General features: G+C 63.4%; 15 protein-coding genes. 10 read left to right on the top strand and 5 right to left on the bottom strand.

The features are described 5' to 3' along the window. Positions 1-21: 21 nt before the first annotated feature. Positions 22-351 (bottom strand): virulence factor, encoded by a 330-nt coding sequence (locus tag ABFK29_RS11360; RefSeq protein ID WP_005858036.1) that lies wholly within the window; start codon positions 349-351, stop codon positions 22-24. A 255-nt stretch (positions 352-606) separates the two neighbouring features. Here ABFK29_RS11360 and ABFK29_RS11365 point away from each other — a divergent pair, with 255 nt between their 5' ends. From ABFK29_RS11365 to ABFK29_RS11395, 7 genes are all read left to right on the top strand, one after another. After that, positions 607-1,287 (top strand): sulfotransferase family 2 domain-containing protein, encoded by a 681-nt coding sequence (locus tag ABFK29_RS11365; RefSeq protein WP_005858038.1) that lies wholly within the window; start codon positions 607-609, stop codon positions 1,285-1,287. A gap of 44 nt (positions 1,288-1,331) precedes the next feature. Then, positions 1,332-2,444, top strand: coding sequence for a Ppx/GppA phosphatase family protein (locus ABFK29_RS11370; protein ID WP_040604393.1), 1,113 nt, complete (start codon positions 1,332-1,334; stop codon positions 2,442-2,444). Between the two features lie 84 nt (positions 2,445-2,528). Next, entirely contained in the window at positions 2,529-3,239 is a 711-nt protein-coding gene (locus ABFK29_RS11375; RefSeq protein WP_005858042.1) for an RlmE family RNA methyltransferase, read from the top strand. 357 nt (positions 3,240-3,596) lie between these two features. Beyond that, complete coding sequence (locus tag ABFK29_RS11380) at positions 3,597-4,223, top strand: SGNH/GDSL hydrolase family protein (protein ID WP_040604394.1); 627 nt, start codon at positions 3,597-3,599, stop codon at positions 4,221-4,223. A gap of 167 nt (positions 4,224-4,390) precedes the next feature. Beyond that, a complete protein-coding gene (locus tag ABFK29_RS11385; protein WP_232281539.1) occupies positions 4,391-4,666 on the top strand; it encodes a hypothetical protein in 276 nt (91 codons plus the stop codon). 13 nt (positions 4,667-4,679) lie between these two features. Further along, complete coding sequence (locus tag ABFK29_RS11390; protein WP_005858048.1) at positions 4,680-6,104, top strand: carnitine 3-dehydrogenase; 1,425 nt, start codon at positions 4,680-4,682, stop codon at positions 6,102-6,104. Further along, positions 6,097-7,362, top strand: coding sequence for a glycerate kinase type-2 family protein (locus tag ABFK29_RS11395; protein ID WP_005858050.1), 1,266 nt, complete (start codon positions 6,097-6,099; stop codon positions 7,360-7,362). Before ABFK29_RS11390 ends, ABFK29_RS11395 begins: the two co-directional genes overlap by 8 nt. A gap of 12 nt (positions 7,363-7,374) precedes the next feature. Here ABFK29_RS11395 and ABFK29_RS11400 read toward each other — a convergent pair whose 3' ends face one another. Next, positions 7,375-8,121: a hypothetical protein gene (locus ABFK29_RS11400; protein ID WP_040604395.1), complete on the bottom strand. Its 747-nt coding sequence runs from the start codon at positions 8,119-8,121 to the stop codon at positions 7,375-7,377. Between the two features lie 52 nt (positions 8,122-8,173). On the opposite strand from ABFK29_RS11400, the gene ABFK29_RS11405 reads away from it, so the two are divergent. After that, complete coding sequence (locus ABFK29_RS11405; RefSeq protein ID WP_347099564.1) at positions 8,174-9,130, top strand: glycosyltransferase family 2 protein; 957 nt, start codon at positions 8,174-8,176, stop codon at positions 9,128-9,130. A 15-nt stretch (positions 9,131-9,145) separates the two neighbouring features. Here the strand turns inward: ABFK29_RS11405 and ABFK29_RS11410 are convergent, their stop codons facing one another. The 3 genes from ABFK29_RS11410 to ABFK29_RS11420 form a co-directional block, all read right to left on the bottom strand. After that, positions 9,146-9,682 (bottom strand): hypothetical protein, encoded by a 537-nt coding sequence (locus ABFK29_RS11410; RefSeq protein ID WP_005858056.1) that lies wholly within the window; start codon positions 9,680-9,682, stop codon positions 9,146-9,148. 254 nt (positions 9,683-9,936) lie between these two features. Continuing rightward, entirely contained in the window at positions 9,937-11,307 is a 1,371-nt protein-coding gene (locus ABFK29_RS11415) for a M20/M25/M40 family metallo-hydrolase (RefSeq protein WP_040604396.1), read from the bottom strand. Positions 11,308-11,382: 75 nt separating this feature from the next. Beyond that, complete coding sequence (locus ABFK29_RS11420; protein ID WP_347099565.1) at positions 11,383-11,715, bottom strand: 5-aminolevulinate synthase; 333 nt, start codon at positions 11,713-11,715, stop codon at positions 11,383-11,385. A gap of 355 nt (positions 11,716-12,070) precedes the next feature. Here ABFK29_RS11420 and hemA point away from each other — a divergent pair, with 355 nt between their 5' ends. Both hemA and ABFK29_RS11430 read left to right on the top strand, forming a co-directional pair. Further along, positions 12,071-13,294, top strand: coding sequence for a 5-aminolevulinate synthase (hemA, locus tag ABFK29_RS11425; protein ID WP_005858062.1), 1,224 nt, complete (start codon positions 12,071-12,073; stop codon positions 13,292-13,294). A 122-nt stretch (positions 13,295-13,416) separates the two neighbouring features. Beyond that, positions 13,417-15,177: a helix-turn-helix domain-containing protein gene (locus ABFK29_RS11430; RefSeq protein WP_005858066.1), complete on the top strand. Its 1,761-nt coding sequence runs from the start codon at positions 13,417-13,419 to the stop codon at positions 15,175-15,177. Positions 15,178-15,183: the final 6 nt, after the last annotated feature.

A 15,183-nucleotide genomic window follows, 5' to 3' on the forward strand; every position in this document is an offset into this window, starting at 1 on the left:
CCTCCTTCAGGGTCATCAAGTTCAGGCCTGGTTTTCCGCCTGCGCAGAAACATCGGCCCAGCCACCATTTGCGATCAGGGTCTTGAGGCGCTCGGTGTCGTATTCCGCATCCAGACGCGCGGCCGCGTCAGCCGCCGCTTCCTGCGGATCGCCCGCTACCTCGCCAGAGGGGGCCTTGCGCCACTCGGCCAGGTATGCGTCGGTTTCCGCCGCGCCGGATTTCATCGCGGCACGGTCGATCGCCTGCTCGAACCGCTCCGGCAACTGTGCCTTGGCTCCGCGACGGCCCTTGCCGACGATCACCTGCGCCGGGATGTCCCGCCAGTAGACAATGGTCAGTTCCGTGCTCATCAACGTCGATTCCCCTGTTCGCCTGAAGGTCTCTCTACCCGCAGGGATGCGCCGCACGGCGTCGGTTTTCGACCCGTGGCGCACCATGAGCGACAGCCTACGGGAAACAGACCGGAAGGTGAACGGCACGTTTGCCCCAAAGTTTTCAGGAAAATGATGAAATGATTGAGGAGTTTTGACCCACTGACGTCACAATGTCCGGTCAAACCGTTGCTTAACCATTCAAGCGGAAGCTGCAGAGGGAAGGACGGGGCGATGGCAATCACGGTGGACGCATACAGGCTGGCATTCATGCCTTTGCCGAAATCGGCCTGCACATCGGTCAAACGGACACTGGCGCAGGTCGATCCCGACGTGGCCAAGGACGACACACCGGAGGTGCAGGTCTGGCATGAAGTGTACCCGACGCGCCGGTTCCGCAGCGACCGCTGGGTCCGATACGCCGACTACTTCCGCTTCTGCGTCGTCCGCGATCCGGTCAAGCGGCTGATGTCGTGTTACACGGATATCGTGGCCAATCGCGAAGAGATGTCCAACAGCCCGCGCCTGCGTAAGTCGAAGCGCTATCCCGTCGATCCCGACCCGGATTATTTCTTCCTCAACCTCGACGCCTACAAGACGCATTCCTCGCTTGTGAAACATCATTGCATGAGCGCGGCATTTTTCATCGGCACGCAGCCTGAAAAGGACTTCGACCGCGTCTACAGGACGTCTGAAATCGACGAACTGGGCAACGACCTCTCGGTGCGCACCGGCCGGGTCCTGGCCGTGCCGCACGCCAACGCGACGAAGCGCAAGCTGGTGCTCGACGATCTTCTGGATGAAACGGTGGATGCGATCCGGCCGTTCCTCGAACAGGAGTACGCGCTGCTGAAGGGCTACTTCCGGAACCCCTTCGGATCGAAGATACATGCGGCTTGCGCGATACGGAACTGAGGCGTATCCTGAAAACAAGTTAAGATCGGAAGAGGCGCATCATCATGGCGCCCAAGCGTCCCAAGGCTGCGGGCGCTTTCCCTAGACCGGTTGAGAGTCCCGCGCCGACAGACCCGGATCCGAATGCCCTCTACGCGGCTCTGGATCTGGGAACGAACAGTTGCCGCATGCTGATTGCCCAGCCGAAGGGCAGCCAGTTTCATGTGGTCGACAGCTTCTCCAAGTCTGTCCAGTTGGGGCAGGGGCTGGAGATGTCCGGAAGGCTAAGCCGTGCGTCCATGGGGCGCACGGTATCTGCTTTGCGCGTCTGCAAGCAGAAGATCGAACGCCACAATGTGCAGCGCATGCGTCTTGTCGCGACAGAGGCGTGCCGGCGCGCCAAGAACGCGAGGGAATTCATCCGACAGGTGCGCCGCGACACCGGCCTGACGCTGGAGATCATCCAGCCGGAGGAAGAAGCCCGCCTTGCGGTGATCTCCTGCGCGCCGCTCGTCTCCACCAAGACGGAGCAGCTTTTGGTTGTGGACATCGGCGGGGGCTCAACGGAACTTGTGTGGATCGACCTCAGCGCGGTCGAGCCGCGCGAGCGGCCGCGCGCAATCATGCGGTTGCACGCGGGGTTTCATCCGCCGTCCTCGCCGTTTCCCTCCGCCAAGGTGGTCGACTGGATTTCCGTGCCGCTTGGCGTGGCGACATTGCGCGACCAGTTCTCGGACGTGCAGGACGACGCCGCGCGCTACGCACTCATGAGCTGGTACTTCGAGGAAAACCTCGCCGAATTCGCACCTTACCAGGACGAACAGGCGCGCGAGGGGTTCCAGATCGTCGGCACGTCCGGGACCGTGACCACGGTGGCCGCCTCGCACCTCGGGCTGCGGCGGTACGACCGCACAAAGGTAGACGGGCTGCGCATGTCCTCCGACCAGATCGAGGCGGTAATCCAGAACTACCTTGAAATGGGGCCGACAGGACGTCGTCGCGATCCTCGCATCGGTCCAGATCGGCATGCGCTCATCATGTCGGGGTCGGCGATCCTTCAGGCGCTTCTGCGGCTCTGGCCGACGGACCGGCTGAGCGTGGCGGACCGCGGCCTGAGAGAGGGGCTGTTGTACGCGCAGATGTCGGCGGATGGCGTTCTGGAAGACGGTCCGCTATAGACGGTTTCTCGGAAACAGTGCGCCGGGGCCTGACCAGAGGCCCGGGCCGGTTTCACAGCACGCAAAGGACAGGATCGCAACACGATGGCGAAGGGGCCGAAGAACTCATCCGGACGCGGGCAGCGCGATCTGAAGGTCAAGGTCAAGACCGCGCGGGGACGCAAGCTGTCATCGACCCTCTGGCTGCAACGGCAGTTGAACGATCCCTACGTGAAACGGGCGAAGGAAGAAGGCTACCGTGGCCGCGCGGCCTTCAAGATCCTCGAGATCGACGAGAAATATCGCTTTCTCGTGCCCGGGGCGCGGGTGGTGGATCTTGGCTGTGCGCCCGGCGGCTGGTGTCAGGTCGCGGCCCGGCGCGTCAACTCGCTGGGTGAAAAGCCCGGAAAGGCGCAGGGCTTCGTTCTGGGCATCGATTTGCAGGAGGTTGACGCGATCGCCGGCGTGGAACTGCACCAGCTCGACTTCCTGGAAGACGGGGCGGACGACAAGGTTAAGGGCTGGCTGGGCGGCAGCGCGCATGTGGTGATGTCGGACATGGCTGCGGCGTCCTCCGGCCACAAGCAGACCGACCACCTGCGCATCATCACCCTGTGCGAGGCGGCGGCGGAACTGGCCTTCGACGTGCTGGAAGAGGGCGGAACGTTCGTGGCCAAGGTGCTGGCAGGCGGTGCCGAGGGCACGCTCCAGGCAACCTTGAAGAGGCGGTTCGCCAAGGTGGCAAACTTCAAGCCGCCCGCAAGCCGGTCCGATTCATCGGAAAAGTTCGTCGTAGCCACCGGCTTTAGAGGCTGAGAACCGGCGCAACAAAACAAGCAGGAGTTTCGGCCCTCGCCGCGGTCCGGCGCTGAGGGACTGAGCGGCGCTTTTCTGAATACGCAGGCTGTCTTCCGCGCAAAGCAGATCGGACCTCGCCTCCTTCGGGGGCTGCGTCTGGCGGTACAGGTCGAACAGGCGCGCGTGGCGGGCCGAGCGCTGATCCGGTTCGTGAGTGGCGGTCGAGAAGGTCACGTAAATACCCCGGCAGAAGGGTTCCCCTCAGGTTCAATTGCATGGGACCGGGGCGATTCCAAGACGGTCGCGGTGCGATTTGGTGGCATGGGGATTGACCAAGCCCGCGCGGCGGGTCTCACTGCTTCGAAAGGGGGCACCATGGCAGTCATTTTATGCTTCGGCGACAGCAACACGCACGGCACGGCTCCGCTGGACCGGCCGGGCGGTCAGGCGCGCCATCCCAAGGGCCAGCGCTGGCCCGACGTGCTGGCATCCGAACTGGGCAACGCTCACGAAGTCATCCAAGAGGGCCTGCCCGGGCGAACCACAGTGCATGACGATCCGGTCGAAGGCGGATGCCGGAACGGACAGGCGGTCCTGACCGCAATCCTGCACACCCACCGGCCCATCGACCTGATGCTCATCATGCTCGGGACCAACGACCTCAAGAACCGGTTCTCGGTCACGGCATGGGAAATCGCGCGCTCGGTCGAGCGGCTTGTCATCATGAGCCGGGCAGAGGCCGTGGTTTCGGATTTCATGGTCATCGCGCCGGCGCCGGTGCGCGAATGCGGGTCTCTGGAAGCGCCGTACCTCGGGGCGGAGGCCCGTCAGACAGGGTTGTCCGAGCGGCTGGAAGAAATGGCGGAGCGTCAGGGCATAGGGTTCTTCGATGCGGGGCACTATGCAACCGTGTCGCCAAAGGATGGTGTCCATTGGGAGCCGGAGTCGCACATCGCGCTGGGACAGGCGCTGGCCCCCGCAGTCCGGGCGCGTCTGTCTTGATCCGTGGTCTCCCCTTGATCCTTATGCTGGCGGCCTGTTCGGTTGCGCCCAAGGCACCGCTGTCGCCAGTCCCGGTCCGCAACCCGACAACAGCGGTGGCGTCGCAGGTCAACGCTGATCCCGCGCGAGTGCAAGGTCAGTGGGTCGTAGTGCAAAGCAGCAAGGCTGTGGCCGGAACGCCGGTCCGGATCGGCAACGGCGCGTTGCAGATCGGGTCGGATGCACAGGCGTTTGTCGCCAGGGGGCAGGGCCGTTTCGCCTCGGGCGACACGGAGGTCTGGGTGCACTGGCTCGACGACGACGACCGGACGGTGGCCATGGGCACGCCGGATGGCGCGTGGTTCGCCATCCTCGACCGCACGGGCCGCCCGGGAGAGCGCCTGAACGCAGCACGCGACATCCTTGGGTGGTACGGATACGACCTGAGCCGGGTGATGAAATGAGGGAGAGCGTCACATGACGAAGATAGCCACCATCGTCGGCGGTGGGGTGATCGGCGGCGGTTGGGCCGCGCGCTTTGCACTGATGGGCTGGGATGTGCGCATCTTCGATCCCGATCCCGAGGCCGAGCGCAAGATTGCGGAGGTCGTCGCCGGCGCCGCCCGCGCCCTGCCGATGCTTTACGAGGCGCCGATGCCGAAGCGCGGCACGATCACCTTCCACGCCGATCTGGGCGAAGCGGTTTCGGGCGCCGACTACATCCAGGAAAGCGTGCCCGAGCGGCTCGATCTCAAGCACAAAGTCATCCGCGAGATCCAGGCCCATGCGTCGGAAGGCGCGGTTCTGGGGTCCTCCACCAGCGGGTTCAAGCCCTCGGAGTTGCAGGAAGGGGCCATGCGGCCCGGCCAGATCGTCGTCGCCCACCCGTTCAACCCGGTCTACCTCCTGCCGCTGGTGGAGCTGGTGCCGGGCGGGGCGGACGAGGCCACGGTGGTCCGTGCGCGTACCATCCTGACCGAGATCGGCATGTTCCCCCTGCACGTACGGGCCGAGATCGACGCCCATATCGCGGACCGTTTCCTCGAAGCCGTCTGGCGCGAGGCGCTGTGGCTGGTCAAAGACGGGATCGCCACCACCGAGGAGATCGACAACGCCATTCGCTACGGTTTCGGTCTTCGCTGGGCACAAATGGGATTGTTCGAGACCTATCGCGTGGCGGGCGGCGAAGCGGGGATGCGGCACTTCATGGCGCAGTTCGGCCCGTGCCTGTCGTGGCCCTGGACCAAGCTGATGGATGTGCCCGAGTTCACCGAAGACCTGATCGACCTGATCGCCGACCAGTCGGACGCGCAGTCGGGCAAGTATTCCATCCGCGAATTGGAACGTCAGAGGGACGACAATCTTGTGGCGATCCTGCGGGCGCTCAAGGGGCGGGAAGCAGCGGCGGGCAAGCTGATCCTCGAACACGATGCGACTCTGCGCTGCGCCCTTGGCGACGGCGTGCCGCTGGTGACCGTCCGCCGGACCGTGCCGGTGGACTGGACCGACGTGAACGGCCACATGAACGAGGGCCGCTATGGTCAGGTGTTCTCCGACGCGTCGGAGGAACTGATGACCCACGTCGGTGCCGACCGTGCGTACATCGAGGCCGGACACAGTTACTTTACCGCCGAAAACAACATCAAGTATCTGGCCGAAACCCTTGCTGGAGAAGAGTTTTACGTGGAAACTCGCGTCATGCAGGGGGAGGGCAAGAAACTGCGGCTCTGGCACGAGATGAAGCGGTCTTCGGATAATGCAATGCTGTCGACCTGCAATCAGTTCCTTTTGCACGTCTCCCTTGATACGCGCCGGTCCTGTCCGCCTCAGCCGCATGTCCTGAAGGCAGTCGAACGGCTCGCTGCCGCGCATGCCGGACAAGAGGAGATGGCAGATGGATAAGAAGGCCTTTCTGACCGACCTGTTCGAGGCCGCCGTGGCCGCCGCCGATCCCCTGCAGGCGCTGCGCGACGTGCTGCCGCCGAAACCGCCGGGCCGCACTGTGGTCGTCGCGCTTGGCAAAGGGGCCGCGCAACTCGCCGCCGCTTTCGAGGACCTCTGGGGCGATCCGGTGGAGGGCGTCGTTGTCACGCGCTACGGCTATGCCGCGCCCTGCAAGCATCTGAAGGTGATCGAAGCCGCCCACCCTGTGCCGGATGCCGCTGGCCTCGCCGCGACCGAAGAGGTGTTCAGGGCCGTGTCCGGCCTGACACCCGGGGACCTTGTGGTGGCGCTGGTCTGCGGCGGCGGGTCGGCACTGCTGCCCGCTCCGCCGGAGGGGCTGACGCTTGAGGACGAACAGGCGCTGAACCGGGCGCTTCTGGCCTCCGGTGCGCCAATCGGTGTGATGAACGCGATCCGCAAGCACGTGAGCCGGGTCAAGGGCGGTCGTCTTGCCGCCGCCGCAGCCCCCGCGCAGGTGGTGTCTCTGGTCGTCTCCGACGTTCCCGGGGACGATCCGGCGCAGGTGGCCTCTGGTCCGACGGTGCCCGATTGGGTCACGCGCGAGGATGCTTTGGCAATGATCCGGGCACGCAACATCACCTTGCCCGAGAAGGTCATGGCCCACATCGCGACCGAGGCCGCAGCGGCACCGTCGCCGCTGGATCCCGCCTTTGAGCGCAACGTCGTGCGGGTTGTGGCCTCGGCCCGCCTTTCGCTCGAAGCGGCGGCAGCAAAGGCAGAGGCCGCCGGTATTACCCCTGTTATCCTGTCGGATGCGATCGAGGGTGAGGCAGTGGACGTCGGTTCGGTGCACGCGGCCATCGCCCGCGAAGTCGCCCGCCGCGGCCGTCCGTTCAAGCCGCCGGTGGTCATGCTGTCTGGTGGGGAAACTACGGTGACTCTGGGAGAGGCCCCCGGCCGCGGTGGGCGGAACACGGCGTTCCTTCTGGGGTTCGCGCTCGGAACGGAGGGCATGCCGATCAGCGCGCTGGCGGCGGACACCGACGGCATCGACGGAACCGAAGACAACGCCGGGGCCTTTTGCGATGGCCAGAGCATGGCGCGTCTGCGCGAGGCGGGACACGACCCGCGTGAGTTCGTCCGCAGGCAGGACCCCTACGGCGCATTCGATGCTATCGGCGATATCTATGCGCCTGGCCCGACTGGCACAAACGTCAACGATTTCAGGGCGATATTCGTCGAATCTCAGGGGTGAGGTGAAGCTGGGTCAGTAGATATACCCCAGCCGCGCCTCGATCGTCAGGTCCAGGGTTTCGCGCAGTAGGGCCAGGTCGGTTTGCGGTACGTCGCGGGGCGTGTCGGGGCGATCGGCGATGGCGGGCGCGAACTTCGACCCAAGTCGCTTCATGACGGGTCGGTAGTCGCCGTCCTGCCTGGGCAGGCCAAGGCCATCGTGTATCCCATGCAAGAAGGCCTCAGGGTCCGCTTGCACGGTTTCCATACGGCAAAGAACCACGGCTGAACCGCGCACGAGAAAGGACAACAGACCCTCCAGCTTCGCCCGGCGCAGGGCAAACAGGTTGGCAAAGGTTGCACCGGTCACAGGGTGGCGGTCGTGCTGGAGCGGCATGCCTTCACCGCCGATTTCCTGTACCTGCGGGAAGTAACGCTTTCGGTCGGCTATGGTGGCCCATTCGGCGCGGACGAAATCGGAATACGCCATGGCCTGCATCGCTGGTGGCGTATGCCAAGGTTTGGCATGCATCGACAGGCTCCACGTGCGTGCATCCCGGACACAGCAGACCACCGCCGTGTCGGCCGGTATCGCAGTCATGTGCGGGAACCCGTGTTTCCAGCCGAGCGCTTCGGTCGGTTGCAGGACGGAATTACGCCCGATCAGCCGCTTGACGAAGTTGGTGCCTGAAGACCGCTCGCCGAACACCTGGAAGCGGCGCACGGGGGCAGGGCCGGGAACGATCTGCCATCCTGTCCGGGAAAACTCGTCTGAGATCATGCTCTCGCCTCGCGGGTCTCTTTTCCGCAACCCTAGTGAGGCGGGTGGCAGAATGCGATTCTCATGTTGGAGGTCCTGCGATATCCTGCAGCGCAAAGGCCACGGAAGCTGGCGTTACGAGGGGTACGAGCGGATGCAATCGGTTGCTGCGGCACTGACCATGGTGCGGGACGATGCCTTTTTCCTGAAAGCCTGGTTGCGATACTACGGTGGGATTTTCGGGCGCGAGAACTGCTATATCGTCAACCACGGCCGGGGCGATGAGGTGGCCGCGCTGGCCGACGGGTGCAATGTGATCGGCATCCCCGGCGATCCCCATCCGAACTTTGACATGAAGCGCTGGCGGCTGCTGAACAACCTCGTGCAGGGACTGCGCTGCTACTACACGCATGTGGTCGTTGGCGACGTCGACGAACTGGTTGTCGTGGATCCGGGCGATGGGCGCACCCTGCTGGAGTATCTGAGAGAGGCCAGACCGCGCCGGTTCCTGACGCCCCTCGGGCTGGAGGTGATCCACCGTATCGACCTGGAGAAAGAGGAGATATCCGACCGCATCCTTGGTCCCCGCCGGCATGTGCGCCTTGCCCCGCATTACTCGAAACCCTGCATCGTCAGCCATGGTGCCAAGATCGCAAGGGGTGGCCATTTCAGCCAATACGACAAGATACACGCGCCGGACGAGTTGTATCTGTTTCACTTGAAGTTCTGCGATTTTCGCAACTACACCGAAGTGATGAATGCCCGGAATGCGGTGACGGAGAGCGTCGGCGCCGATGTACAGACATCGTCCATCGGGCGTCACTGGTTTGCTGAGGCACGCGGCGAGGATCGCGCAGTCTTCGAGGCATTCTCGGATCTGGAGATGAAGGCCGGGTTCGACTTGGGCTGGGTGCGAAAACGGATGCACCGCAGCTGGGGTCCGAGAGGCGAGACGGGTTTTTGGTCTTTCGCCCGCCCGGAGTACGAACAGCAGTACGTGGTTCCGGATCGTTTCCTCGGTGTGATCTGACGTTGGCGCCGGGCGTCAGTTCCCGGCGGAGGAGACAAAGGCCAGGTCCTGAACGGCAAGGCCGGGGAAGGTGCCTTCGATTGCGGCGCCTGCGGTCATCAGGGCGTTCTGGCTGTGGCCGTCGAGCATCCCGAACCCGGTGCTCCACACATCCGACGGGGCGTAAAACAGGACCAGCGCGCCAATCGCGCCGACCAGCACGCCGCCTGAATTCGTCCTCTTGCCACCGGATTTGACGAAGTAGCGGAAGACATGGAGGGCCAGCATGACGAATGACGCGACGATCATCGCGGCGAGGCCGTTGAAGATCCAGTCGTGGTATTCGGCGGGCAGAGACCCCTGCCGAAGCGAGGACGCGATCAACTCACGGTTGGTCGAAACGGCGACGACGACATAGATCCAGGCGAATCCCGTAAGAGTCGATCCAAAGGGGCGGGGGACCGTGGCGTCCTTGGCGTAGGCGGCTTCGCCAAGGCGATGAAAGCGTTTGTCAACGCGTGAGATGCGTTGACGAAAATCTGCATGGGTCAGGTTTCGGATCGCTGTGCTCATGCCACTTGTCTAAGCGTGGAGTTGGGCGAAATCACGGTGAATTCGGGCGAAACCGTCACAATCGAACCCTCAGATGAATAGTGTTTTAGTTTTTTGGCCATGAGTTGAAGACACAGACGCGCCATTGGGCGGCGTACCGTCTGGGTTGCAAATGTAAGAGTACGAATCGACCTTGCGTCAGTCCAAGTCTTCGGGTGCAAACTCAACCATCTGTGGGCCGATCCCGGAAGGACCGGCCCACTCAGGTAAATCCGTCAACGGATCGCGTCCAGAATCCGGGCCCAGCTTCGGATGCCCTTGTGGAAGCTTTCGACGTCGTATTTTTCGTTCGGCGAATGGATCTGGTCGTCGTCCTTACCCCAGCCGACAAGCATCGTGTCGAGGCCCAGATACGTTTTGAAATAGCCCGCGACCGGAATCGATCCGCCGCAACCGGTGAAGGCAGCCTCTTCGCCCCATTCCTCTCCCAGCACAGCACGGGTCTGTTCGAATGCCGGATGATCGGTCGACATCTGGCTGGCGGGAGAGGCGCCATGCGCGTGGAACTCGGCGGTGACATCCTCGGGAAGCTGCGTCTTGACCCATTCGCGGAAGTGCTCGCGCAGTGCGTGGGGGTCCTGCTGGCCGACGAGGCGGAAGCTGACCTTGGCCGAGACCTTCGAGGGCAGCACCGTCTTGAAACCGTCGCCGGTGTAGCCGCCCTTGATGCCGTTGATCTCTGCGGTGGGGCGGGACCATATCATTTCCAGGGCCGTGTGGTCCTGTTCGCCGGCCGGTTTCGAAAGGCCCACGTCGCCGAGGAACCCGGCGTAGTCGAAGCCCAGCCCATCCCATTGCGCCTTGATCTCAGGCGGCAGGTCGGGAACGCCGTCGTAGAAATGCGGCACCTGGATGCGGCCCGTGTCGTCGTGCAGGTTGGCGAGGACCCGCGACATCACGCGGATCGGGTTCATCGCGGCGCCGCCATACATGCCGGAGTGCAGGTCCTTCGACGGGCCCGTCAGGACGATCTCTTCACCCAGGAGGCCGCGCAACTGTGTCATGATGGCCGGCGCGCGGCTTTCGAAAAGGCCGGTGTCGCAGATCAGCGCGATGTCGGCCTTCAACTCGTCCGCGTTCTCTTTCAGGAAGGGAATCAGTGAGGGCGAACCGCTTTCCTCCTCGCCCTCGAAGAAGAAGGTGATGCGGCAGGGCATCTCGCCGTGCACGGCTTTCCACGCGCGGCAAGCTTCGACGAAAGTCATGAGCTGGCCCTTGTCGTCCGATGCTCCACGCGCCCGGATCACGCGGCCTTTCGGCGTCTCTTCGATGGCGGGATCGAAGGGGTCGCGGTCCCACAGTTCCAGCGGATCGACCGGCTGCACGTCGTAATGGCCGTAGAAAAGAACGTGCGGACCGTTGCCTTCAACGTGGCCGACAACCATCGGATGACCGGTGGTCGGGCGTTTCGTCGCCGTGATCCCTATGCTGTCGAGGTCGCTGACCAGCCAGTCGGCGGCGCGGTCCACGTCCCCTTTGAATGCCGGATCAGTGGAGATCGACGGAATGCGGAGGAGGTCGAAGAGACGCTCCATCGCGGCGTCGAGATCGGAATCGATTTGGTCGAGAACGGGTTTGAGGGACATGTGTGCTCCTTTGCCATGGGCCGGCATCGGCCTTTTGGCGGAGCCTAGCGGCAAAGCGGTCGGTGTCCAGACGGCTCAGACCGCGACGATGGCCAATCCGCCAAGCACGACCAGTGCCCCCAGCGCCTGTCTGAGGGTAAAGCCTTCGCCGATACCGAAGGCGAATCCCAGGACGATCACGGTTTCCACGCCCAAGACGAGAATGTAGATGACCGAAAGGTGCGTCTGGCGCATCAGCGCGACCTCGGCGGCGAAGGCCATGAGGAACCCGAAGACGGCAAGTGCGATTCCCGGCAGGAGCATCCCGCTGGCGGCGCCTTTCATCCCGACGGTCGCCACGACGTAGCCGAAAGCCGTAATGAGGATGAGCGGCAGGGTGCTGTTGAACACGTTTTGAATTGTGAGCACTGGCAAGCCTTTAAGTTGTTAGTTTTTGAAAATGTCATGGAAAATAATGGCTTGAAGGGTAGGCGATTAACCATTTCCGGCGAAGTATGGAATTCCTGACCTCAGCCTAACGTCGGTAGGCGGGAAGGTGGTCAAAGAGGTTTCCGATCCACTACAAAGGTTCCGAGTGGGAAAGGTGGAACGGAGATATTTCTTTGAGGCCTTTGATCTTTGTCAAAGATGCGACGGAAGGTCCGAACCTAAACGGTAGACACATGAAGCCGCGCGCATTATTCATTCACGAACTTGAATGCAGCCCGGAGCCGCACAAGGGACGCAAACTTCGGCGTCCCCACAATGACCAAGGAGGAGCCCGGTGGACTACACCGCGAAACTCGACGACGCACTGAACCGTCTGCATGAGGAAGGCCGTTACCGGACCTTCATCGATATCGAGCGCAAGAAGGGCCAGTTCCCTCATGCCACTTGGCGGAAGTCGGACGGCTCCGAAAAGCCGATCACGGTCTGGTGCGGCAACGACTACCTTGGAATGGGTCAGCATCCTGTCGTGCTCGCAGCGATGCACGAGGCGATCGATGCCACCGGCGCAGGCTCCGGCGGAACGCGCAACATCTCCGGGACCACGGTTTACCACAAGCGGCTGGAGGCCGAGCTGGCCGACCTGCACGGCAAGGAAGCGGCGCTGCTGTTCACCTCTGCCTATATCGCGAACGACGCGACCCTTTCGACCCTGCCGAAGCTCTTCCCGGGTCTCATCATCTACTCCGACGAGCTGAACCACGCCTCGATGATCGAAGGTGTGCGTCGCAACGGTGGCGCGAAACGGATCTTCAAGCACAACGATCTGGACGATCTCCGGGCCAAACTGGAAGCGGACGATCCGGCGGCACCGAAGCTGATCGCCTTTGAATCCATCTATTCGATGGACGGCGATTTCGGCCCGATCGAGGCGATCTGCGATCTCGCCGACGAATTTGGCGCCTTGACCTACATCGACGAAGTGCACGCTGTCGGCATGTACGGCCCGCGCGGCGCCGGTGTCGCGGAACGTGACCGCCTGATGCACCGCATCGACATCATCAACGGCACGCTTGCAAAGGCCTATGGTGTGATGGGTGGCTACATCGCCGCGACGGCGAAAATGTGCGATGCCGTGCGCTCTTATGCGCCGGGCTTCATCTTCACCACCTCGCTGCCGCCGGCCGTGGCTGCCGGTGCCGCCGCGTCCGTGGCACATCTGAAGCGTGACCAGGCCTTGCGGGACAAGCACCAGACACAGGCAAAGATCCTCAAGACGCGCCTGAAGGGAATGGGTCTGCCAATCGTGGATCATGGGTCGCACATCGTGCCGGTGATCGTCGGAGATCCGGTGCACACGAAGATGTTGTCGGACATGCTGCTCGAGGGGTACGGCATCTACGTGCAGCCCATCAACTTCCCCACGGTGCCGCGCGGAACCGAGCGGCTGCGCTTCACTCCGTCGCCCGTCCACGGACCCGGCGAGATGGACCATCTTGTTCGCGCGATGGATGAACTCTGGAGCCACTGTGCGCTGAATCGTGCTGAATTGGCGGGGTAAACCACGGGACGTCTGTCAATTGTCTTGCGATATGGTAACGTTGTCGCAATAACCGGGCTGCACGAATCGTGATTGTCCGGGCGGGCAGGTTGCGGACAGACAGTGAAGTGGGGCAGTCTCGTATGATCGGGCGCAAAACCCATAGCAATAACGGTGTAACGGACCCCTCGGTGCAGGGGTTCGACGACTACGCACTGCGATTGGGCGACGTCATGCGCGGAGAACGCGCGACGCTCGGCAAATCGCTGCTGGACGTACAACGTGAATTGCGGATCAAGGCGAGCTATATCTCCGCGATCGAAAACTGCGACCCCTCTGCTTTTGACACACCCGGGTTTATAGCCGGTTACGTCCGCTCTTACGCTCGATACCTTGGTATGGACCCCGACGAGGCATTCGCCGGGTTCTGCAAGGAGAGCGGTTTCTCCGTCGCGCATGGTATGTCGCAGGAAGCCTCTGTCATCCGCAAGGCGCATGACGAGGAGGCGCCCAAGCCACGTGCGCGCAATCCGCTGGCCGAACCGAAGATGCCCTTCGCGCCGGCGTCCGATAGCCTTTTCAGCCAGATCGAACCGCGCGCCATCGGCTCGTCGCTGGTACTGATCGCTCTGATCGGCGGCATCGGATACGGTGGCTGGACGGTTTTGCAGGAAATTCAGCGCGTTCAGGTCACGCCGGTCGACCAGACCCCGGTCGTGCTGAGCGAACTTGACCCGCTCGACGCTGCCAAGGCCGGGAAGGCGCAGCCGGACAGCGCCGGGACCGAGCAGATGGCAGGTGTCTTCACGCCTCCGTCGACCGAGGCGTTCGACCGCCTTTACCGTCCACAGGCGCTGGACGTGCCGGTTCTGGTGGCCCGGGATGAACCCATATCGACGCTCGATCCGGACAGCGGCGGCCTGTATTCGGGCCGAGGTCCGTCCCTGCCGCGCGTGGACGACAGTTCCCTTGCGGCGGCGGCTCTTGCACAGGGGCTGATCGATCAGGCGTCTACCGGGGCTGTGCCCGTGACGGCAGGCTCCGGCGTGACGGTCGTGGCGGTGCGTCCGGCCTGGGTTCAGATCAAGGATGAGGCAGGCACTGTCCTTTATTCGCGTGTGATGAATGCAGGCGACGCCTACCCGGTGCCCCGCGACGCGGGCACGCCGAAGATCCAGATCGGTGAATCCGGAGCGATCTACTTCAACATTGAGGGTGAGACTTACGGTCCCGCCGGAAGCCGTGGCGCTGTGACCGAGGATGTGTCGCTGGCGGCGGCGGATCTCGTCGACCGTTTCAACCCCGCGCAGCCTGGCGCCGACGACGATCTTCTGGCGGTGTTGGTCGAACTCGACATGAAGCGCGCGGCCGAGCCGGTGAATGTCGCTTCTTCCCGGTCGCCTTCCGCCCCCGTGGCATCGCGCGTCGCGTCTGTGCCGCGTCTTTACGGTGCACCGGCCACCCGGGAACCGGCTCAGCAAACTCAACGCTTGGCCGAAGCGCCAGCCGCGCGGCAGGACGCCGTTCCGAATTCGCCGCGGGTGCTGGCCGATACGCCCCCGGGCATCACGGTGGTCGCGACACAGGAAACCTGGGTCGAGGTCACGTCGCCCTCCGGCAAGAAGCTGTTCGCGCAGACCTTGCAGGCAGGGCAGACCTACGAGGTGCCGCAGACCGATCAGCCGCCGACCATCTTCTCGGGCAATGCCGGTGGCGTGTTCTTTGCGGTCAACGGCCAGACATTCGGGCCCTATGGCACCACCGGCCAGTTCGGGCGCAATTTGGCCCTGTCGGCGGACTCCATCCAGCAGCAGTTGCAGGTGGCGGACCTGAGTGCCAACCAGACTCTGGCTCGGGTCGTTGCAGAACTGCGTCTCCAATCGGCGGACGGACCCGGGCGCTGATATCGG

The organism is Sagittula stellata E-37 (assembly GCF_039724765.1).
GTDB classification, from domain to species: Bacteria; Pseudomonadota; Alphaproteobacteria; order Rhodobacterales; family Rhodobacteraceae; genus Sagittula; species Sagittula stellata.

Coding starts and splice junctions, on each gene's coding strand:
- ABFK29_RS11360 (WP_005858036.1), bottom strand. CDS start 351: ATGAGCACGGAACTGACCATTGTCTACTGGCGGGACATCCCGGCGCAG.
- ABFK29_RS11365 (WP_005858038.1), top strand. CDS start 607: ATGGCAATCACGGTGGACGCATACAGGCTGGCATTCATGCCTTTGCCG.
- ABFK29_RS11370 (WP_040604393.1), top strand. CDS start 1,332: ATGGCGCCCAAGCGTCCCAAGGCTGCGGGCGCTTTCCCTAGACCGGTT.
- ABFK29_RS11375 (WP_005858042.1), top strand. CDS start 2,529: ATGGCGAAGGGGCCGAAGAACTCATCCGGACGCGGGCAGCGCGATCTG.
- ABFK29_RS11380 (WP_040604394.1), top strand. CDS start 3,597: ATGGCAGTCATTTTATGCTTCGGCGACAGCAACACGCACGGCACGGCT.
- ABFK29_RS11390 (WP_005858048.1), top strand. CDS start 4,680: ATGACGAAGATAGCCACCATCGTCGGCGGTGGGGTGATCGGCGGCGGT.
- ABFK29_RS11395 (WP_005858050.1), top strand. CDS start 6,097: ATGGATAAGAAGGCCTTTCTGACCGACCTGTTCGAGGCCGCCGTGGCC.
- ABFK29_RS11400 (WP_040604395.1), bottom strand. CDS start 8,121: ATGATCTCAGACGAGTTTTCCCGGACAGGATGGCAGATCGTTCCCGGC.
- ABFK29_RS11405 (WP_347099564.1), top strand. CDS start 8,174: ATGCGATTCTCATGTTGGAGGTCCTGCGATATCCTGCAGCGCAAAGGC.
- ABFK29_RS11410 (WP_005858056.1), bottom strand. CDS start 9,682: ATGAGCACAGCGATCCGAAACCTGACCCATGCAGATTTTCGTCAACGC.
- ABFK29_RS11415 (WP_040604396.1), bottom strand. CDS start 11,307: ATGTCCCTCAAACCCGTTCTCGACCAAATCGATTCCGATCTCGACGCC.
- ABFK29_RS11430 (WP_005858066.1), top strand. CDS start 13,417: ATGATCGGGCGCAAAACCCATAGCAATAACGGTGTAACGGACCCCTCG.